General features: G+C 34.0%; 16 protein-coding genes and 2 pseudogenes. 14 read left to right on the top strand and 4 right to left on the bottom strand.

The features are described from left to right. Window positions 1–75: 75 nt before the first annotated feature. Window positions 76–669 (bottom strand): class I SAM-dependent methyltransferase, encoded by a 594-nt coding sequence (locus HVS_RS14980; protein ID WP_101303581.1) that lies wholly within the window; start codon window positions 667–669, stop codon window positions 76–78. Window positions 670–899: 230 nt separating this feature from the next. Here HVS_RS14980 and HVS_RS14975 point away from each other — a divergent pair, with 230 nt between their 5' ends. From HVS_RS14975 to HVS_RS14940, 8 genes are all read left to right on the top strand, one after another. Next, window positions 900–1,748, top strand: coding sequence for an energy-coupling factor transporter ATPase (locus HVS_RS14975; RefSeq protein ID WP_101303579.1), 849 nt, complete (start codon window positions 900–902; stop codon window positions 1,746–1,748). After that, complete coding sequence (locus HVS_RS14970) at window positions 1,749–2,558, top strand: energy-coupling factor transporter transmembrane component T family protein (protein WP_101303577.1); 810 nt, start codon at window positions 1,749–1,751, stop codon at window positions 2,556–2,558. Window positions 2,559–2,646: 88 nt separating this feature from the next. Next, window positions 2,647–3,594 carry an ROK family protein gene (locus HVS_RS14965; protein ID WP_101303575.1) on the top strand — a complete coding sequence of 316 codons (948 nt, stop codon included), beginning with the start codon at window positions 2,647–2,649 and terminating at the stop codon, window positions 3,592–3,594. A gap of 128 nt (window positions 3,595–3,722) precedes the next feature. Further along, entirely contained in the window at window positions 3,723–4,457 is a 735-nt protein-coding gene (gene truA / locus HVS_RS14960; protein ID WP_101303573.1) for a tRNA pseudouridine(38-40) synthase TruA, read from the top strand. Between the two features lie 234 nt (window positions 4,458–4,691). After that, window positions 4,692–5,171 carry a CarD family transcriptional regulator gene (locus HVS_RS14955; protein ID WP_101303571.1) on the top strand — a complete coding sequence of 160 codons (480 nt, stop codon included), beginning with the start codon at window positions 4,692–4,694 and terminating at the stop codon, window positions 5,169–5,171. Between the two features lie 369 nt (window positions 5,172–5,540). Continuing rightward, window positions 5,541–5,960, top strand: coding sequence for an OLD family protein (locus tag HVS_RS14950; protein WP_101303569.1), 420 nt, complete (start codon window positions 5,541–5,543; stop codon window positions 5,958–5,960). A 364-nt stretch (window positions 5,961–6,324) separates the two neighbouring features. Continuing rightward, window positions 6,325–7,026 (top strand): 2-C-methyl-D-erythritol 4-phosphate cytidylyltransferase, encoded by a 702-nt coding sequence (gene ispD / locus HVS_RS14945; protein ID WP_101303567.1) that lies wholly within the window; start codon window positions 6,325–6,327, stop codon window positions 7,024–7,026. Window positions 7,027–7,137: 111 nt separating this feature from the next. Beyond that, on the top strand, window positions 7,138–8,043 hold the full coding sequence (locus HVS_RS14940) for a sensor histidine kinase (protein ID WP_101303565.1): 906 nt from the start codon (window positions 7,138–7,140) through the stop codon (window positions 8,041–8,043). On the opposite strand, the gene ispF is transcribed toward HVS_RS14940, so the two are convergent. After that, on the bottom strand, window positions 8,033–8,503 hold the full coding sequence (ispF, locus tag HVS_RS14935; RefSeq protein ID WP_101303563.1) for a 2-C-methyl-D-erythritol 2,4-cyclodiphosphate synthase: 471 nt from the start codon (window positions 8,501–8,503) through the stop codon (window positions 8,033–8,035). The genes HVS_RS14940 and ispF overlap by 11 nt on opposite strands. Before the next feature lie 181 nt (window positions 8,504–8,684). Between ispF and HVS_RS17785 the strand changes: the two are divergent. Next, a pseudogene (locus HVS_RS17785) lies at window positions 8,685–9,193 on the top strand (ABC transporter ATP-binding protein); the annotation flags it as partial. A gap of 84 nt (window positions 9,194–9,277) precedes the next feature. Then, complete coding sequence (locus HVS_RS14925; protein ID WP_101303561.1) at window positions 9,278–10,915, top strand: recombinase family protein; 1,638 nt, start codon at window positions 9,278–9,280, stop codon at window positions 10,913–10,915. 317 nt (window positions 10,916–11,232) lie between these two features. Here the strand turns inward: HVS_RS14925 and HVS_RS14920 are convergent. Further along, a pseudogene (locus tag HVS_RS14920) lies at window positions 11,233–12,624 on the bottom strand (IS4 family transposase). Window positions 12,625–12,861: 237 nt separating this feature from the next. Here HVS_RS14920 and hsdR point away from each other — a divergent pair. The 4 genes from hsdR to HVS_RS14900 all read left to right on the top strand — a co-directional run bounded on the left by hsdR (window position 12,862) and on the right by HVS_RS14900 (window position 18,843). Further along, window positions 12,862–15,237: an EcoAI/FtnUII family type I restriction enzme subunit R gene (gene hsdR, locus HVS_RS14915; RefSeq protein WP_037306083.1), complete on the top strand. Its 2,376-nt coding sequence runs from the start codon at window positions 12,862–12,864 to the stop codon at window positions 15,235–15,237. A 21-nt stretch (window positions 15,238–15,258) separates the two neighbouring features. Continuing rightward, window positions 15,259–16,689: a type I restriction-modification system subunit M gene (locus HVS_RS14910; RefSeq protein WP_101303559.1), complete on the top strand. Its 1,431-nt coding sequence runs from the start codon at window positions 15,259–15,261 to the stop codon at window positions 16,687–16,689. Next, entirely contained in the window at window positions 16,682–17,965 is a 1,284-nt protein-coding gene (locus HVS_RS14905) for a restriction endonuclease subunit S (protein ID WP_101303557.1), read from the top strand. The genes HVS_RS14910 and HVS_RS14905 overlap by 8 nt, the downstream gene beginning before the upstream one ends. 290 nt (window positions 17,966–18,255) lie before the next feature. Then, entirely contained in the window at window positions 18,256–18,843 is a 588-nt protein-coding gene (locus HVS_RS14900; RefSeq protein WP_101303555.1) for a tyrosine-type recombinase/integrase, read from the top strand. A gap of 180 nt (window positions 18,844–19,023) precedes the next feature. Here the strand turns inward: HVS_RS14900 and HVS_RS14895 are convergent, their stop codons facing one another. Continuing rightward, window positions 19,024–20,133 carry a hypothetical protein gene (locus tag HVS_RS14895; RefSeq protein WP_101303553.1) on the bottom strand — a complete coding sequence of 370 codons (1,110 nt, stop codon included), beginning with the start codon at window positions 20,131–20,133 and terminating at the stop codon, window positions 19,024–19,026. Between the last annotated feature and the right edge of the window lie 157 nt (window positions 20,134–20,290).

The raw sequence follows: 20,290 nt of genomic DNA, 5'->3' as shown, positions 1-20,290 counted from the left end.
TTATTAATTTTAAATTTTAAATTTTATATTTAATATTTATAATTGTTGCTTTGTACACTTATTTATTGTTTTATCTTATTTATTCTTTATACTCTTAATTATCCAATATCCCTTGCTCCTGTTTACAACTTCACAATTTCCGTATATAGAATTAAGCTTTTCAACAGTTGAGGGGGCGCCTTGTTTTTTCTGCACCACCATGTATATGGACCCGCCTGGATTTAAAAAATTAATGCTGTTTTCATAAATGGGATATATAACCTTTTTCCCCGCCCGTATTGGGGGATTGGTTACAATAAGGTCAAACTTTTCTGTGACATTTGAAAAACCGTCGCTAAAAAAGGCACAGGCGTTTTTTATATTGTTTAAATTAATGTTTTTGACGGCTAAATCAACTGCACGTTTGTTTATATCAATCATTGTAATAAAAGAATGAGGGTTTAAAATTGCAAGGGAAATTCCTAAAACACCGTATCCGCACCCTATGTCCAAGGCTTTGCCTTTAAAAGGGGGGACTGATTTTATAAGCAAATCACTTCCAAAATCCACTTTGTTTTTAGAAAAAACTCCGGAATCTGTGATTATTTCTATGGTACGACCATTTATACTGTAGCTTATTTTGCCTAAATTGTGCTTTACATCCGGATCTTTTGAAAAATAGTGTTCCATACGAAATCTCCTTTAAAAGTTAGTGCATTTTTTTATTATACCACTAAATTATACCACTAATTTATTGGATTGCCATATAAATTTCAAGAGGAAATTATTGTATTTAAAGGTATGTTGTAAGGTTTTACAGTCTAGTGCTATAATCAATATAAAATATTAATTCAACATAATATAAAAATGAAATATAAAATAAAAGCGAAATATAAAAGTAAAAAGCTTTTGGAGGAAAAATGGCAGTACAAATAGATAGCCTTACACATATTTATATGAAGGGGACAGCCTTTGAAAAAAAGGCGTTGGACAATATAAACCTTACCATTGAAGATGGTGAATTTGTAGGGATTATAGGGCATACAGGTTCGGGAAAGTCTACATTGGTGCAGCACCTTAAAGGTATTTTAAAGCCTACATTCGGCAGCGTCTGTATTGGGGGTAAGGAGGCAAATGTAAAAAACAGTGTGGGTATTTTGTTTCAAAACCCGGAACATCAGCTTTTTGAAGATACAGTATATGAAGATATAGCATATGGCTTGAAAAATAAGGGAATGGACAAGGGGCTTATAGATGAAAAGGTTAAAGAAATTGCAAAAATTTTAGGTATTGGTGATGAAATTTTAAAAAGCTCACCCTTTGAGCTTTCATGGGGCGAGAAAAAACTGGTTGCTATGGCAGGTGTGCTGGTTTTAGAGCCTGAAATATTAGTGCTGGATGAACCAGGTGCAGGATTGGATGCAAGGGGAAGGGATGCAATTTTTAATATTGTACAAAATCTTTATAAAAGAAAAAATTTAACGGTTATTTTTGTATCTCACTGTATGAAAGATGTAGTAAAGTTTGTGAACAGGGTTATAGTGCTGGATAAAGGGCAGATAAAAATGGACGGCCCTAAAAAAGAAATTTTTAATTGTATGGAAGAGCTTAAAAAAATGGGGATTGATGTTCCTGAGATGGTGTATTTTATGAAAAGTTTAAAAAGTTTTATTCCTGATTTAAAAGATGATGTTTTTACTGTAAGAGATGCAAAGGAAGAGATTAAAAAAATTTTAAAACTTAAAAGTTTTGGGGGAGAGAAAGTTTAAATGCTAAAAGATGTGACGTTAGGGAGGTATTACCCGGGAAGTTCACTCCTTCACAGGACAGATCCAAGAATAAAAATTATTTTGACAATATCTCTTATGATAACTGTACTTTTTACAAAATCATATGTGGCATTTGGAATACTTGCCCTTTTTATTTTCTTTGGGATAAAACATGCCGGAATTCCGATGTCTTTTACTTTAAGAGGCTTAAAACCTGTTGTATATATAATTATTTTTACAGCTTTAATTAATGTTTTTCTTACCCCGGGAAGGACGGCATTTGAATATGGGTTTATTAAAATAACCTTTGAAGGGTTGGACAGGGCCTTTAAACTGGCTCTTAGAATTTTACTTCTCATGGCAGGTACATCACTATTAACCCTTACCACCACCCCGATAGCCCTTACAGACGGGATAGAAAAGCTTTTAAAGCCGCTAAAAATAGTAGGTGTCCCTGTAAATGATTTTGCACTTATTATATCCATTTCACTAAAGTTTGTACCTGTCCTTTTGGATGAGACTAATAAAATAATAAAGGCTCAGGCGTCAAGGGGTGTGGATTTTGAGACAAAAAACCCGGTAAAGAAGCTTAAAAATTATATTCCCGTAATGGTGCCATTGTTTATAAATACAATTAAAAGGGCGGACGAACTTTCCTTGGCCATGGAGGCCAGGTGCTACAGGGGCGGGGAAGGACGAACCGGGTTAAGAAAACTTAAACTAACGGCAAGGGATATTTTGGTGCTGCTTTTTGTATTGGCATTTGAAGGCATGCTATTATATGTACAATTTTTTAAAATACTAGTATAATAATTGTTGGAGCAATAGAATTTAATAAGGGTGCATCATAATGATGTATTTTTCGAGCAAATAACAAATAATGTTTGGGAGGAAAGAAATGTATTGTGTAGGAATTGATCTTGGGGGAACAAATATAGCAGCAGGTCTGGTTGATTTGGATGGGAACATTATATATAAAGATAGTGTACCTACCCAAAGGCAAAGGCAGTATCAGGAAATAATAAAAGATATGGCAATGCTGGCTAAGGAAGTTATTGAAAAATCCAATGTACCAATGGAAAAAGTTAAAAGTATAGGGGTTGGAAGCCCTGGAACGCCGGATTGTAAAAATGGAATAATTGTATATAACAACAATTTAAACTTTAGAAACGTACCAATAAGGGAAGAAATGCAAAAGTATTTGGACTTGCCTGTTTATGTGGACAACGATGCCAACTGCGCAGCTTTGGCAGAAAGCGCCGCAGGGGCAGCAAAGGGAACAAAAACTTCTGTGACAATTACTTTAGGTACAGGAATAGGAAGCGGTATAATAATTGACGGCAAAGTTTACAGCGGGTTTAACTTTGCAGGTGGGGAAATAGGACACACAGTTATAGTAGTGGACGGAGAGCAGTGTACCTGTGGAAGAAAGGGATGCTGGGAAGCTTATGCGTCTGCAACTGCTTTGATAAGACAGACAAAGCGTGCTGCAGTGGAAAATCCTGAATCAGCCATAAACAAGCTGGTTGATGGGGATTTGGATAAAATAGATGCTAAAACCGCATTTGATGCTGCAAAACTTGGGGATGAGACAGGAGAAGCAGTTGTAAAGCAATATATAAAATATATTGCTGAGGGAGTTATAAATGTTATAAATATATTTATGCCTGAAGTTTTGGTTATTGGCGGAGGAGTTTGTAAAGAAGGGGATTATTTATTAAATCCTTTAAAGGAAATGGTAAAGGCGGGGGTTTACAGTAAAGAGGAAATACCCCAGACCCAGATAAAGACTGCACAGCTGGGAAATGACGCAGGAATTGTAGGCGCGGCAATGCTGGGTGCGTAAATCTAAAGGTTATAATAATCAATAAAAAATAGTTTTAGAATAAAGGGGACATATTACAGCAGGGTAAATGTGTCCTCTTTATATTAAGTGTGATGACTAATTTGTGACGGTTAAGCGAGGAATGTGCTATGAGAAATATTAAACTTACAATAGAGTATGATGGGACAAATTATCACGGGTGGCAGATACAAAAAAACGCAAAAACAATTCAAGGTGTGATTTTAGACGCTATAAAAAAGCTTACCAGGGAAGAAATTGTTTTAAATGGGTCCGGGAGGACTGATTCTAAAGTTCATGCATACGGGCAGGTTGCAAATTTTAAAACAAATTCAAACATTCCTCCGGAAAGATTTGCTCATGCCCTAAACAGGATACTTCCTGATGACATAGTGGTGAAAAAATCAGAAGAAGTGGATATGGATTTTCATGCAAGGTACAGTGCACAGGCTAAGATTTACAGGTATCTTATATACAATTCAAAATTTCCCTCTCCCCTTTTAAGAAACAGGGCTTGGTATGTTCCCTATTCTTTAAATTTTGAAGAAATGATGCGGGCAGCGGAATTTTTCCGCGGCACCCATGATTTTTCTGCATTTAGGGCAGTGGGAAGCACTGTTGAATCTTCAATAAGGACAATTAGCCGCATATCTTTAGAAAAAAATAGTGACATAATAAGTTTGGAAGTAACCAGCAACGGTTTTTTATACAATATGATGCGTATTATTGCAGGGACTTTAGTTGATGTTGGAAGGGGGAAATTTAAATGTGAGGACGTAAAGGGGATAATAGAAAGCCGGGATAGAAAAAAAGCCGGTCAGACAGCACCGCCGGAGGGTTTATATCTTGTCCGTGTATATTATTGATTACAGTAAAAAATTACCGTTGACACAAGTGCATTGAAATGCTAAAATAAAAATTTTTGACATTCATTTCTCAATGTAGTATACTTATATATAGAGTTCAATTAATTGCATTTATTTTTAATAAGCAGTTCTCTTTTATGCAAATGTATTTTTTGTTATACCTTGCTAAAGTATAATATTTTAATTTTTATATAAATAAAATAACTATGTTTTTATATTTGTGGAGGAGTTCATATGTATAATGTCGGTGATAAGATTGTATACCCTATGCACGGTGCAGGTATTATAGAGTCAATTGAAGAAAAGGAGATTTTGGGAAACAAGCAAAATTATTATGTAGTCAAAATCCCAATAGGCGAAATGAGAGTACTTATTCCCACTGAAAATGTAGAGAATATAGGAATCAGGGAAATAATAAGCGAGAAGGATGCGGACAAAGTATTTGAAATGCTTGGCAGCAAAAGCAAAATAAGCAACGACAGCTGGAACAAAAGGTACAGGGAAAACATGGACAAAATAAAAAGCGGGAATATCTATGAAGTTGTTGAAGTTGTCAATACTCTGATACAAAGAGAAAAGGAAAAAGGGCTTTCTACAGGTGAGAAAAAAATGTTAAGTAGTGCAAAGCAAATCTTGATAAGCGAACTTGTATTGGCAAAAAACATGGATCCCTTTGAAGTTGAAAATATAATTGATGGATTTTTAAATCACTGAAACTATAAATATTGCATATATAAAATACATATACATTATAAGGCATACATGAGGAGCTGTTGTATAAGTAGTTAAAAAATGCTTTACACGGCTCTTTTTTATGGGTTAGGCTGGGATTGATTCTAAAATATAACGTGTTGAAAGTGTTATTCTAAAAAATACAGTTTGATATTCCATTTAGATGAAAATAATGATATTATATCATTAGGCTTTTAGAAACAAATATAGACTGTCTAATATTATGAGTTTTGGAAATAATTCATGTTGTGTCATAGAAGTTCTGTAGGTAATTAAGTAGTTTTATTAGCATAATTTTTAAAATATATTAATGCAAAATTTCCTTTTGATAAGAGTTTAATAGGAGGAAAAATGATAGGAGTAAGTTTTAATAAATTTGGTTATGTTGAAAACGGTGAAGTTGATTTAAACAAACTAACTATTTTAACAGGAGAAAATAATACCGGAAAAACATATGTTAGTTATGCTATTTATGGTTTAATCGGGAGCATGAAAGATGTGGTAATTGATGATATTGTTGATGGTTTTGAAAATATAACCGGTTCGGGAGTTATTGTTGTTAATTTGCGTGAAGTTCTAAATAAAAGCTTTAGAAAATTATTAAATAAAATTTCGTCATCATATTCAGAAAATCTTCATGATATTTTTAGTGTATCTAGAGAAACTTTTAAAGACAGTCTGATAAAACTAAAAATTGATAAGGGGCTTTTCTTTGAGAAATTATATGAGAAATATCTAGAGTCTAAAATTAAATTTCCTAGTACAAGCTAAGACATTTGACAAAGTAATTAATTCTTTTAATGAGTCTTCAGACGAAATTTTTTATACTCTTCAGGAGGAAATGAAAACCTACAAAAAGAGGAGAGATTATTTACCAAAATCATTGCGGCTTAGAATGCACAATACAAGACTGCAATAGAGAGTATAACCTTTTTCAGTTTTTATGCAGTTAGTTTAAAACTACGAATATTTTGCCATAGATCCTTGGCTTATAAGCTGGGGATTTGTTTTTACACAAAATGAATCAGTACTCAGATTTTTTAGAGCAACAGTACTTAGTTTTAAAATAATAGATAAAAACAGCTTTTAACTTTATAAATTACGTTATAAAAGATAAAGAACAGGAGAGTTTGATATGAGAAAAAACAAACTTTTTATAAGTTCAGTTATTGTTGCAGGCGGCAAAGGAACCAGGATGAATATGGATATAAACAAGCAGTACATATACATTGGTGACAAACCTGTTCTTGCCAGGACCCTTGAGGTATTTGAACAATGCCCTGCTATAAATGAAATTATTTTGGTGGTAAATGAAGAAGAAATATTTTACTGTAAAGAAAATATTGTTGACAAATTCGGGTTTGAAAAGGTGAAAAAGCTGGTATCGGGGGGAGTGGAAAGGCAAAACTCAGTATACAAGGGATTGGTGGAAGTAAATAAGCAGTCTGATGTTGTGGTTATACATGACGGGGCAAGGCCTTTTGTAAACAGCAGAATAATTTTAAACTGTGTCCAGGAGGCGTTGGAATTTGGAGCGGTAACTGCAGCTGTCCCCGTTAAGGATACTATAAAATCAGTTAGTGATGGCTTTGTGGAAAAGGCGTACGACAGAAAAACCCTGTGGTCAATCCAGACACCCCAGGTTTTCCTGTATGACACAATTATGAAAGCCCATGAAAAGGCAAACAGGGAAAATATAATTGCTACTGATGACACAACCCTTACAGAGATGTTAGGAATTAAAACCAGGATTGTAAACGGCAGCTATGACAACATTAAAATAACCACAAGAGAGGATTTGGTATTTGCAAAGGCTATAGTAGAAAAAACAATATAAATAGTAGAAAAAACCATATAATAGGAAACAATATAATAGAAAACAACATAGTTAAAGTTTAGAGGATTTTTGTTTTTGCCAGCGGTATACACTATAATCTGGAGGATAAATATGATTTTTCTGCAAATAGAACCAACGGATGCTTTGAAAGCCCAAGGTTTTTTCAGCAGCAAGATGCTAATGCCTATAGTTTTTATTATTCTGGGAGCTGTAATTGCCGTCTCAGTTATTCAAATAATAAAAATATGTAAGCTAAGAAACAACACAATTATTGAAAGAGAAAGACTTGCCCGGTTAGGAGAAATTACCGCAGGTATAATCCACAATTTAAAAACTCCTGTAATGTCCATATCGGGAAGCTTAGAAGAGTTAAAGAGCCTGGTAGATGAGTATGAGAATTCCATAGGGGACAAAGAGGTTACAGATGAGGATCACCAGGAGATAGCAGCTGAAATGCGGGAGCATATTTTAAAAATAAAGCCCTACTGTTCATATTTATCGGATGTTATAGCCACGGTAAAAGAACAGGCAGCTGTGAAGAAGCATTCAGGAGATGAAAGTTTTACAATTAAGGATATGATAAAAAAAGTAGAAATACTTATGGGATACCAGCTAAAAAAAGCTACCTGTAAATTAAATGCAGACATAAAAACAGAGGAAAGCCTTGAGATACAGGGAAGTGTAAATGAATTTGTCCAGGTAATGAATAATTTAATTTCAAATTCAATTGACTCCTATGAAAATAATGCTGGAGAAATTGGTATATTGATAGAAAAGGAAAAAGACATTGTAAAGTTTAAAGTTACCGACTATGGCAAGGGAATACCTAAAGATGTAAGGAAGAAGCTTTTAAAAAATATTATAACCACAAAAGGGGAAAAGGGTACGGGACTTGGACTTTATATATCTTATCACATAATAAAAAATAATTTTAAAGGCTCAATGGAAATTGAAAGTGAAGAGGGAAAGGGTACAACCGTCTATATTACCGTCCCAATAAAGCAGGCTAATCAATAGTTACACAGCAAAAAGCCTGAATACCTTTACCCTGCCCAAATGCAGTAAGTCCTTCTCCTGTAGTCGCAGTTATGCCTATGCTGTTCTCAGGAATTGAGAGGATATTGGCAATGCTTTTTCTCATTTCAGGTATTTTAGGACTTATTTTTGGTGTAAGGCATTCTATGGAAATTGATACATGTACAATTTTTCTGCCGTTTAAGTATTTTAAAGCTTCTTCTAGGTATACTTTACTGTCTTTGATGCCTTTTTCAAGGCACAGTTTATCGCTTATCTTTCCTAGAATGTTGACACAGGTAACGCCGGAAATGGCATTGGTTATGGCATGAAGGACAACATCTGCATCGCTGTTGCCTTCTAAGGGTGGGTGGTTTTCAAACACAACCCCGCCTAGAATAAGTTTTTTTGATTTATCGTTAAAGTCAAATTTATGGCTGTCCTGCCCGATTCCAACTCTCATACCATTAGCCCTCCGAAAATATAATACAAACATTATATATTAAATGTAAGTGGAATGTCAAAATATAAGCCAGGATTTAAAAAACCTTAAGAGCTGAGTATTGCGGGGTTTATTATCAGGAATAGATAAGCCGGAGGATAGTATATTATATTTTATGAACAGAATGTTAATTTATTAACAAATTTGTTGTTTCCTTGGTACGTCGGGTTCCGGAAAGTCAACTCTGTTAAACGTTCTTGCCGGTCTTGAAAAATCCACAACGGGGAGTATAAGAATAAAAAATATTTCCATTGAGAAGTTAAATGAAAAAAACTGCTGAATTCAGGCAAAAGAACATAGAGTTTGTTTTTCAATCATATAATCTTGTGAATCATCTGAATGCTGTGGAAAACGTAGCCCTGACTCTTATATTCAGAGGTATACCCAAAAAAGAGAGAACCAGACGGACCGTTGAAATTTTAAAGGCAGTAGGGCTTTCTAAGCATTTAAAAGTACAAACCTACCCAGATGAGTGGGGGACAGCAGCAAAGGGTGGGCATTGCCAGGGCTTTTGTGGCAAACCCTGATATTGTATTTGCCGATGAGCCTACAGGTAACCTGGATTCTAAAATGTCAAAGGAGGTTTTAGACCTTTTGGTTGATTTATCAAAAAAGAATAATAAAACATTAATAATGGTGACCCGTGATTTACCGAATACATGACTCCAAATTATCCGTGCTTTTCATGTGTTATGCTAAGAACAGAAGAGAAGCGCAGGAAGGAGGCATGTTATTATGGGTAAAATTGCAGTATATACAAGGGTTTCATCGGCACGACAGGCTGCAGATGATGCTTATTCCTTGGATGTGCAAAAAGAGAGATGCATTTTTCTTTTAAAAAGTAAAGGATATAATGATGCAGATATTGATTTCTATTGTGATGCTGGAATATCTGGAACAACTATACTAGAGAGAGACCAATTAAAAGAACTGTTGGATAAGTTAGAAAGAGGGCAATATGATGGTATATGCTGCTATGATTTAAGCCGCATCAGTAGAAGTATCAGCCATACACTTCAGATTTTCAAATTATTGAAGGAAAATAATTTAAGGCTTTACACCTGTGATGGCGCTTTCAATGGGGATATAAATGGGCAAAATGCAAAAATTATGGTGAGTATATACAGCATGCTCAATGAATTATTTATCGACCAACTTAGGGAAAGGGTAATTGACGGTATGAGCAAATCTGTAGAAGCGGGGAATTATTTTGGAGGGCCACCTCCCTATGGGTACAAATATGAGTATTTCTCAGTAAAGCAAGAAAATAACTTTCAAGAAAATCAAAACAGCAAAACAAAGAAAAAAGATATAAAGAAGAGGCTTATTATAAATGAAGAAGAAAAACCTATAGTGGAATTGATTTTTACTTTATTTGTTAGAGAAAAGTATAGTATAAAAAATGTAGCCCAATACTTAAATTTACATGGTTATAAAACAAGGGCGGGAAAACAATTTGCAACTGCAACTGTTCAAAAAATTTTAGAAAATCCTGTATATTGTTCGAGACTTTTTTGGGCAAAACGTAGGCAGAAGAAAAAAACAGAAGAAGGTGTGCGGGTTTGGGAAAAGAAAACTATATTTGATGTAAACTTTTATGATTTGCCTTTAGGAAACCATCAAGCAATAATTCCGGAAGATGTTTTTCTTGAAGCATTAGAGCGTTTACGCAGCAGAAGAAAAGTTAGAGTAAATGAAAATACAGCAGATGCCATGCGTGGGATTACAAAACAGCAGTTTGACGATGCAAATAAAAAAATGTTTATAAATATTTTAAGATGTCCTGGATGTGGCGGAAGAATGACATCCTCTCTACAGCCAGCACCTAAATTGGCCAATGGAAAAAGAGGTAAAGCAAAAGTATATTATAAATGCAATAGTTTTAATGCGGGTCGGAACTACTGCGATGGCTATTATTCAGTACAAGAAGAGCGAGCGTTTAATCTGATAAAAGAAGATTTTTTTAAGCGACTTAAAGAAGCATTTATGTTAGTTAAAGAATATCAGCAATATATTTACGAGAAATACGGAACTGATGAACAAATGCTTTTTGATAAGGAGATTGCCAAAATTAAAGATGAAATAAAGATACTTGAGAAAAATAAAACTAGGTTAGTATCAAAGTTGGATACTTTGATTGAACGCCAACTATTAGAGGATTCTGGAACCTTTAAATATGAAAGGCTTCAGAAAATGATAAATGACACAGAAATTGATATTGCAAAAGTTCAACAACTAATAACGGAACAGCAAAATAATATCAAACAAGCAGAAAGACGTAAAGAAGCCCTGTTAAAGGAAAGTCGGGAACAAGAACAGTTTGACAATATAGAAGACTATTTTTCTTCATTACCATGTAAATTTTCAAATTAAATTAGATAATATTTTCAAATTATTTTAGGTCAATTTTACCACAAATTGGTGAATATTTTCAAATTAAAATAGGAACGCGATAATCAAATTTTCAAATTCCAGTAGGATTCAAAATAAAATTTGGAAAAATAAGTATTGCATAACACTTTCAAATTTGTATAATAAAAATGAGCAGATTAACTGCTCTTAAAATTTTAATCAAAATATTGATAATAGAAAACTTTTAAGTATAAATTCAATAAGTTTACAACATTTATTACTTAAACGGTTTATAACCGTTGTACTAAGGCTGCCGGTTAAAGATAAAAGTATTTTAATCAACTTTCGCAGGAAACAACTGATAGCTTTGCCTTGATATAATCGGGCAAAGAAGAGACAAAGTAGCCCAAAAGTTCGTTAATTGTCTCCTTTGACAAAAACAGTTTTTCCTGTAAAGTTACTTTTAAAGCTTCTATTATGAGCTGCAATGCTTCAACAAATTTGATATCCTCAAGTTCATCGCAGCAGTAGTAGAACAAAGCACCAATCGTACGCAAATCAGTATTATTGCGGTTTTCAACCGCTAACATGATGTACCTTGAAAAAACAATAGTAGTATGGGCAACCATCATATCGTACGAACGGCCTTGGAATTCCTTTGCAAGCTTTAAGTATGACTTGCACATTTTAAAGAACACCTCGATGTCCCAGCGTTTTCCATATATCCTGATTATCTCTGACTCAGGAAGATTCATATCCGTTGAAATTAGAGCCAGCCATTTGCTCCTATTTCTTCGGTCACGTACAAAGACAATTTTTGCTGGAACAAGGTTATCTTCTTTGTCGTGCAGTTCTACCGCGACAGACGCCAAGTATTTTGCCCTTCCTCTACGTTTCCTGACAGTTCGGTATATCTCGCGTAATGATTTCTTTTCACCATTGAACGTGTAGTAAATCTTTGGCGTGTCTTTTAACATGGCTATTACATTAAGATTCATTTTGCAAATCTTGATAATAGTAGCCGGAAAGGAGAACCAACTGTCAAACAGGACGTATTTTGCCTTAATGCCCACAGACATAGCTTGTTTCAGCATTGAAAGAGCAGATTCCGGCGAAGTAGTCAAGGCATTTTGACGACGTTTAAACCCAACAGTTCTTTTATCTATACATTGTCTCGCTGGATTGATACGAACCTTTGAATTTGCTGAACTTAAGAGGTTAAAGGCTACAGGAACAAATGAATTGCCGTCTGTCCAACCAAGAGTAAGCATACGAAAGCCTTTTTTTGTTTTTATTACCGTCAGCATGATCTTTGACCCAGCATAGGAGTTCTACTGCTTTGCTTCTTGTCCTGCTAAAGAAGGAATCGTCTATCACAAATGCATCAGCTCGTTCATCTGTTGTTAGTGGAGCAATATGATGGTTTATAACCTTAGCAGAAAGTAACAAGAGAAATCTCTGCCAGTTGATATGCATAGAATTCAGGAATCTGTAGGCTACATCCTTTGCAAATGTATATCAGAATTTTCGGTTTCATAATTCATAAACAAGTTCATACCTGTAAAAACAAGTTTGAATAATACTTTGAAAACTTTGACACAAGGGACACCCTTTTCTTTATATGCATTTGCCTGTTTTAGCAATGAGCCTACAGAAAACTTTTTGAAAAAGTTATCAACTGTCATAGAAAACCTATTTTCTGCTTTCATCTTATGTGATATAATAGACATGTTCAAGAACCTCCAAAGTGTTGATTTTAATGGGTTTTATTCACTTCTATTATATCACATATAAGAGGTTTCTTGAACTTCTTTATTGCCAAAAACTATTGATTTTTCAATGTTCACTGCACATTAACTATGTGCGAAAGTTGATTCAAATTGCTAATTCTTGGACACTTATGATAAAATATTGATAAGTGTGGCATCTATGTTTAGGATTTAATTATTAGGACCGGGGTGATATTGGTGAACAAGAAGGATTTATCTGAAAGGGATATATGTTCTAAATACATAACCCCCGCTTTAATAAATGCAGGATGGGATTTAGAAAGACAAATTAGAGAAGAAGTTACCTTTACCGACGGAAGAATTATCGTCAGAAAAAAATTGGTTACAAGAGGAGAAAGGAAAAGAGCAGATTATATACTATATTATAAATCCAATATACCTCTTGCTATCATAGAAGCAAAAGATAATAAGCATCCAGTAGGGGCTGGCATGCAGCAAGCATTGAATTATGCTGAAATACTGGATATTCCATTTGCCTTTTCAAGTAATGGAGATGCATTTTTAGAACACGACAGAACAATTAAAGAAGGAAAAAAAGAAAGAGAAATACCTCTTAACCGGTTCCCATCTCCTGAGGAATTGTGGAATAGATATAAAAGTGCAAAAGGAATCACTGAAAAAGAAGAAGCAATTGTTACACAGGAATATTATTTTGAGCAAGATGGAAAGACCCCAAGATATTACCAGCGTATTGCCATAAACAGAACGGTAGAGGCAATTGCCAAAGGACAAAAACGAATTCTGCTTGTTATGGCTACTGGTACTGGGAAAACTTATACAGCCTTCCAAATTATCTATAGGCTTTGGAAATCAAGGGCTAAAAAGAGAATTCTATTTTTAGCCGATAGGAACATTTTGGTAGACCAGGCTATGGCAAATGATTTTAAATATTTCGGCGACAAAATGACGAAAATCACCAACAGAAAGATAGATAAAGCCCATGAAATTTATTTGGCACTATATCAAGGAATTTCAGGTGAAAATGAATTTAAAAATGTATATAAGCAATTCTCACCAGACTTTTTTGATTTAGTTATTATTGACGAGTGCCATAGGGGAAGTGCTAAAGAGGATTCCGCATGGAGGGAAATCTTGGAATACTTTTCTCCCGCCACCCAAATAGGACTTACGGCAACACCTAAGGAGACAAAGGACGTGTCAAATATAGAATACTTTGGTGAACCTATTTACGTCTACTCACTAAAGCAGGGAATCGAAGATGGTTTTCTTGCTCCATACAAGGTTATAAGAGTAATATTGGATAGAGATGTAGAAGGTTATAGGCCGGAAAAAGGGAAAAGGGACAAGTATGGCTTTGAAATTGAGGATAGAGAATATAATATAAAGGATTTTGATAAAAACTTAGTCATTGAAAACCGGACAGAGATTGTTGCCAAAAAAGTGTCTGATTACTTAAAAAAGAATAATTCCAGGTTTGCTAAGACAATTTTTTTCTGCGTAGATATTGAGCATGCCGAAAGAATGAGACAGGCACTTGTCAATGAAAATGCGGATTTAGTAGCGGAGAATCCCAAATATGTCATGAGAATTACAGGGGATAACGAAGAAGGCAAGGCTGAACTGGATAATTTTATTGACCCTGCAAGCAAATACCCTGTTTTGGTTACAACAAGCAAACTAATGACAACTGGAGTAGATGCTCAGACTTGCCAGTTCATTGTATTAGATGCTAATATCAATAGTATGATTGAATTCAAACAAATCATAGGTAGGGGTACAAGAATAAGAGAAGATTATGGAAAGCAATATTTTACCATTATAGACTTCAGAGGAGTTACTAAATTATTCGCAGACCCAGACTTCGATGGAGACCCTGTAAGCGTTAAGACTACGAAAGGAGACATTCCTACAGAAGACGAGGAAGAAGGTATAGGTGGAGTAGGAAAACCAGACGAGGACTATAATACTGAAGATGGTAACGAAGGTGATATTCCTCCCGAGATTATAGATGGCGGGAATATAAATGAAACTCCGGCCAAGTACTATGTAGATGATGTTCCTGTAAAGGTAATACATGAGAGGGTTTATTATTACGATAAAAATGGCAAATTGATAACTGAATCACTGGTTTCCTACACCAGGAAAAATATAAAAAATGAATTTAAAACCCTTGATGAATTCCTTAGAAAATGGAATGAAGCAGATAGAAAAGAGGCAATCATAAAGGAATTAGAAGAACGAGGAGTATTTTTTGAAGAACTGAAAGATGAGGTAGGAAAGGATTTAGACCCCTTTGATTTGATTTGCCACATAGCCTTTGACATGCCTCCTCTCACAAGACGAGAAAGGGCTAATAATGTAAAGAAAAGAAACTATTTTACAAAGTATGGCGAGAGTGCGAGGGAAGTATTGGAAGCGCTTCTGGAAAAGTATGCTGATGAAGGAATTGAAAATTTAGAGAACTTAGAAATACTTAAAGTTCCTGATTTTAAGAAGTTCGGTTCTCCTATTGAAATAGTTAAAAGGTTTGGCGGAAAGAAGAAATATTTAGAAGCAATTAAAGAATTACAAAAAGAAATATATACTGCATAGATTAGGAAGGTGAAGCAAAAAATGTCGATATCTGCAACTATAAAAGCAGTACAGGATATAATGCGCCAGGACGCTGGCGTTGATGGAGATGCTCAAAGGATTTCCCAACTTGTTTGGATGATATTTTTAAAAGTATTTGATGCAAAAGAAGAAGAATGGGAACTAATGGATGACGATTACACCCCAATTATTCCAGAAGGATTGCGCTGGAGAGATTGGGCTGCAGATGATGAAGGCATCACAGGCGATGAACTTTTAGATTTTGTAAACAACAAACTTTTTAAAGAGTTAAAAGAAATGAAATTGGACGAAAACAGCAACCCAAAGGCGTTTATCGTAAAGGCTGTTTTTGAAGATTCTTATAATTATATGAAATCTGGAACTTTAATGAGACAGGTAATCAATAAGTTAAATGAAATAGATTTTACGACTCAAAAAGATAGGCATTTATTTAATGATATTTATGAAAGTATACTAAGGGATTTACAAAGTGCAGGGAATGCAGGAGAATATTATACCCCAAGGCCTGTAACCCAATTTATGGTGGATATGGTTAATCCCCAATTGGGAGAAAAAGTTTTGGATTTTGCCTGTGGAACTGGCGGATTTCTCGTATGTGCTTTAGAGCATTTGAAGAAACAAGTTAAGAATATAGAGGATGAAAAAACCTTACAGGAAACCATACTTGGTATTGAGAAAAAGCCTTTACCTTATATGCTGGCAGTCACAAATTTAATATTACATGATATTGACGTACCAAAGATAAGACATGATAACTCCCTGGCTCGTAATGTAAGGGATTATAAACCTGTAGATAAGGTGGATATCATTGTAACCAATCCGCCTTTTGGTGGTATTGAAGAGGATGGCATACTGGTTAATTTTCCACAGCAATTTCAAACAAAAGAAACTGCTGACCTTTTTATGGTGCTTTTAATGTATTTATTAAAGGACAATGGAAGGGCTGCAATAGTATTGCCCGATGGATTCCTTTTTGGAGAAGGTGTGAAAACTACTATCAAAGAGAAATTGCTTGAGGAATTTAACCTCCATACAATAGTAAGACTTCCTAACGGCGTATTTGCACCTTATACAGATATTAATACTAATCTTTTGTTCCTTGAAAAGGGAAAACCGACAAAAGAAATTTGGTTCTTTGAGCATCCATTGCCAGAGGGATATAAGAAGTATACAAAGACTAAACCAATAAGACATGAAGAGTTTGAACTTGAAAAACAGTGGTGGAATAACAGAGAAGAGAATCAATATGCTTGGAAGGTTAGTATAGAGGAGATAAAGAGCAGGAATTATAATTTGGATATAAAAAATCCCGATAAACAAACTGAAGAATTTGTTCTCTCGACTGATGAATTAATAGATAGAATAGATAAGAATTTAGAAAAGAGTAAGAATTTGCTTCATGAATTAAAAGGAGTATTGAACAATGGATAGTAAATTGGATAGTAAATTCTTTAAAATAGGAGACGTTTTTAATGTTGAAAAAGGATTAGTCCAAAGTTCTAAAAATGTTGAGGGACAATTTGATTTTATAACTGCAAGTGCAGAATGGAAAACACATAATGAGTATTCGCATGACTGTGAAGCATTGGTTTTTGCAGCAGGTGCCGCAGGTTCTTTAGGTAGAACTCATTATGTAAATGGTAAGTTTATAGCCAGTGATTTATGCTTTGTCTTAACTCCAAAAGATAAATTAATAGATAAGGTTGATTTGAAGTTTTATTTTTATTATTTCAACTTAAATAAAGATACTATAGTTAAAAGTACTGCTACTGGAACCTCAAAGTTGGCTATAAATATGAGGAATTTTATAAATTATTGTATACCATTACCAAGCATAGAGTATCAAAAACTAGCGCGAGAAAAAATAGAAGAAGTTGAGCCAAGGATTAATGAGTTAAATTTAATTTTTGAAAAAAACTTAGATTACATAACTAGACTTCGCCAAAGCATCCTTCAAGAAGCCGTACAGGGGAAACTTGTGCCGCAAGACCCTAATGATGAACCGGCAAGTGTTCTTTTAGAAAGAATAAAAGAAGAAAAAGAAAGGCTTATAAAGGAAGGCAAAATTAAAAAAGAAAAACCTCTGCCACCTATTTCAGAAGATGAAATTCCCTATGAATTGCCGGAAGGATGGGAGTGGGTGAGGTTAGGTGAAATTGGAGAAACACATACAGGAACAACGCCATCTACAAAGCATCCTGAATATTTTAATGGTGAAATCCCATTTATTAAACCTGCTGATATAACAGATAAAGGTATTAATTATAATAATGAAAGTCTTACATTATTAGGTGTTAATAAAGGAAGATTAATACCAAAAGATTCTGTAATGATGGTATGTATAGGTGGCTCCATAGGTAAATGTTATTATACAGATAGAGATTGTTCGTGTAATCAACAAATAAATGCTATTACGGCATATGGTAATATGCATGGAAAATTTTTATATTATTTTTTATCATCACCATATTTTTATAAGCAAGTATTGGCAAGGGCAACTGGCTCTGCTACCCCAATAATAAATAAAAATAAGTGGAGTAATATTTTATTTCCCTTACCTCCACTAAGCGAACAAAAACGCATTGTAGAAAAAGTAGACCAGTTAATGGATTTATGTGATGAACTTGAAAAGAATATTGAGCAGTCTAAAAAAGACAGTGAACTATTAATGCAATCTGTTTTGCAAGAAGTATTTAAAGAAGCATAGCAAAAAGACTTTCGGGTAACCCTGAAAGTCTTTTTGCTTAGATTATTTTAAAGAATAGAAATTTTTGAAGAAAAGGACCTTACAACTTGGACACTATGCGCTATATTTGTTATGAAGCAATTATAATAAAGTAAACAATGCCTACTTGTACTGCTAATAAATTGCTAAGTAATGTCCAACATTCTGTTTGGTTTTAGTAACGATTCTTGTAAATGTAGAAATATCAAGGCATGTGAAGTGACTTAAGGTTGGACATTATGAATATATTGTCCAAGTTTAAGGAGGATGTTATGGATACCATAATAAAATATTTTACACAGGATGAATTAAGTAGGTTATTTAATGCAATAAAAAACTCTGGTGATAGGCATGCACTCCGTAATTTATGTATTTTTAGAGTAGCATATCGCTGCGGACTTAGAGCCTCGGAAATCAGGCTATTAAAATTGGAATACTACAATAAATCCAAAGGAGAGTTATACTGTAAGAGACTGAAAAGTAGTTGGAATAATACCATTGCCTTAGATAAACAAACTGTTAAAATTCTAAATCAATACATTAAAGAATATGGAGTTAAAGAAGAATCAGAGGTACTTTTTAAGAGCCAGGAGCAAAATCCAATCTCCAGGAAAATGCTGGATTATTTAATGAAGCGATACTGCCAAATGGCAAAAATTAAAGATGAAAACAAATGGCATTTTCACTGTTTGAAACATTCTACTGCAGTGCATCTAGCAGAATCAGACTTGGATATAAAAGAAGTTCAATTTTGGCTAGGACATAAATCTGTAAACTCCACTTTATGTTATTTTCAATTTACGACTCAGCAGCAAAAAAATATGCTGAAGAAATTAGAAAAACAAAGTATGCTTGTATAGAAATACAAGCACAAATAGGCCATTGTGTATTTCAAAAATACATAATGACCTTACTTGCGTATAAATTTGAATTTAACACGTGTTAAAGTTTTTATATGGTTATTAGATGACAGTTTGTAGTTGTGGTTATTTGGAAAAAGGGATTAATTTTCCCTATGATATATACAGCCTATATTAGCGCTACCCGCCTCCATCTTCATGAAAATATGCTTCTGCAGTAAATATCGAGGTCAAGGCTTCAGGCTTGATATAATATTTTTTATGTGTTGTATTATACATTCTTAAAAGGGCTGATAGTAAAATTATTTTTAAAATAGTAAATTTGAGGCTTGGTTTAGTTTGTTCTTCGAAATCAGTAAAATCAATCTTCTTGTTTACTTTATTTGGAAGGAATACAGGATTAATATTCCTTTCTTTTAGTATTCTTAGATAATTACCTTGTGTTCTTTTTGAATATTTTGCATTAATGAAATGTTCTGGTTTTTCGTTGTAATCAATGGCAAATTCTATTAAGTTTCTAGCCTTTACCTTACTGAACTCCTTTTTAATTTTGCTGATGACTTCTTGTTTGTATAGAAAAGAATTATCAAGGCCAATGTCTTTCATAACTGCTTGGAGTATGCTTTTACAGAAATCTTTTCTCAGAACATCTTTTACTTTTTTGTTATTTTTAAATTGGTATTTTAAAGAATACTTCTTGAGTTGATATTCAAACCTTATTACATTTTCTATATTATTTATTGATAAATCCTGAAGTGATATTGCAGAAGGCCTATTATCAGCCCTAAATTTTATTTCATCTGATTTACTGTAAATTGTAATTGAGCGGCTTTTGTTTCTAGCCTGTATCCCCATTGGATACGTATGTTTTTTCAGCCTAGGATAGTATAATTTCTTAAGACATTCCAGGTAAGTGATTTTGTCTTTTACATTATCCGCATATAAATGAGTAAAAGGATGAATTTCCGAGCAGGTCCAGTTTTCAAATGGAACTATACCACTGCTTGAGGGAAAAAGCCTTTTAATTCTATGATTTACTAACTTAATAATTAGACTAGCATTGTCCAAGTTAAATACTTTGGCGTTTGTACCGTAAAAAAACTTTGGAATACTAAATTTAATTAACAGTATTCCCTGAGGGAAGTACCAAAATAGTAGATGCTTATCCTTTTTAAAAAAAGTAATAGTACCGTCTTTTCTAATTACCCATTTTCTCCATCCATTCTTTATAAGATAATTTTTATTAATATAAGCAAATGTGTATGCTCTGATTGTGTCTACGGATACCATGTGCGCTCACCTCCTTTCCCTAAATCCTTTTAGAGATTTGGAGGTAATTTTACATATCATCTTCCGAGATTCAAATTTTTAGGTGAAATATTTTATAGATATTAATAGATATTAATTGCATTCAATATCCAAGGGCATCTAGGTTAGCGTAAAGTTA

Origin of the sequence: Acetivibrio saccincola (assembly GCF_002844395.1) — a bacterium.
GTDB lineage: Bacteria > Bacillota > Clostridia > Acetivibrionales > Acetivibrionaceae > Herbivorax > Herbivorax saccincola.
Note: the sequence above shows the minus strand (reverse complement) of the source record. Positions and strands in the feature narration are given on the sequence as shown.

Excerpts from the sequence above, each read along its gene's own strand:
- HVS_RS14940 (WP_101303565.1), top strand. The coding sequence starts at position 7,138 with ATGATTTTTCTGCAAATAGAACCAACGGATGCTTTGAAAGCCCAAGGT.
- HVS_RS14905 (WP_101303557.1), top strand. The coding sequence starts at position 16,682 with ATGGATAGTAAATTGGATAGTAAATTCTTTAAAATAGGAGACGTTTTT.
- ispD (WP_101303567.1), top strand. The coding sequence starts at position 6,325 with ATGAGAAAAAACAAACTTTTTATAAGTTCAGTTATTGTTGCAGGCGGC.
- HVS_RS14925 (WP_101303561.1), top strand. The coding sequence starts at position 9,278 with ATGGGTAAAATTGCAGTATATACAAGGGTTTCATCGGCACGACAGGCT.
- HVS_RS14895 (WP_101303553.1), bottom strand. The coding sequence starts at position 20,133 with ATGGTATCCGTAGACACAATCAGAGCATACACATTTGCTTATATTAAT.
- HVS_RS14900 (WP_101303555.1), top strand. The coding sequence starts at position 18,256 with ATGGATACCATAATAAAATATTTTACACAGGATGAATTAAGTAGGTTA.
- HVS_RS14970 (WP_101303577.1), top strand. The coding sequence starts at position 1,749 with ATGCTAAAAGATGTGACGTTAGGGAGGTATTACCCGGGAAGTTCACTC.
- HVS_RS14955 (WP_101303571.1), top strand. The coding sequence starts at position 4,692 with ATGTATAATGTCGGTGATAAGATTGTATACCCTATGCACGGTGCAGGT.
- HVS_RS14965 (WP_101303575.1), top strand. The coding sequence starts at position 2,647 with ATGTATTGTGTAGGAATTGATCTTGGGGGAACAAATATAGCAGCAGGT.
- ispF (WP_101303563.1), bottom strand. The coding sequence starts at position 8,503 with ATGAGAGTTGGAATCGGGCAGGACAGCCATAAATTTGACTTTAACGAT.
- HVS_RS14980 (WP_101303581.1), bottom strand. The coding sequence starts at position 669 with ATGGAACACTATTTTTCAAAAGATCCGGATGTAAAGCACAATTTAGGC.
- truA (WP_101303573.1), top strand. The coding sequence starts at position 3,723 with ATGAGAAATATTAAACTTACAATAGAGTATGATGGGACAAATTATCAC.
- HVS_RS14975 (WP_101303579.1), top strand. The coding sequence starts at position 900 with ATGGCAGTACAAATAGATAGCCTTACACATATTTATATGAAGGGGACA.
- HVS_RS14910 (WP_101303559.1), top strand. The coding sequence starts at position 15,259 with ATGTCGATATCTGCAACTATAAAAGCAGTACAGGATATAATGCGCCAG.
- HVS_RS14950 (WP_101303569.1), top strand. The coding sequence starts at position 5,541 with ATGATAGGAGTAAGTTTTAATAAATTTGGTTATGTTGAAAACGGTGAA.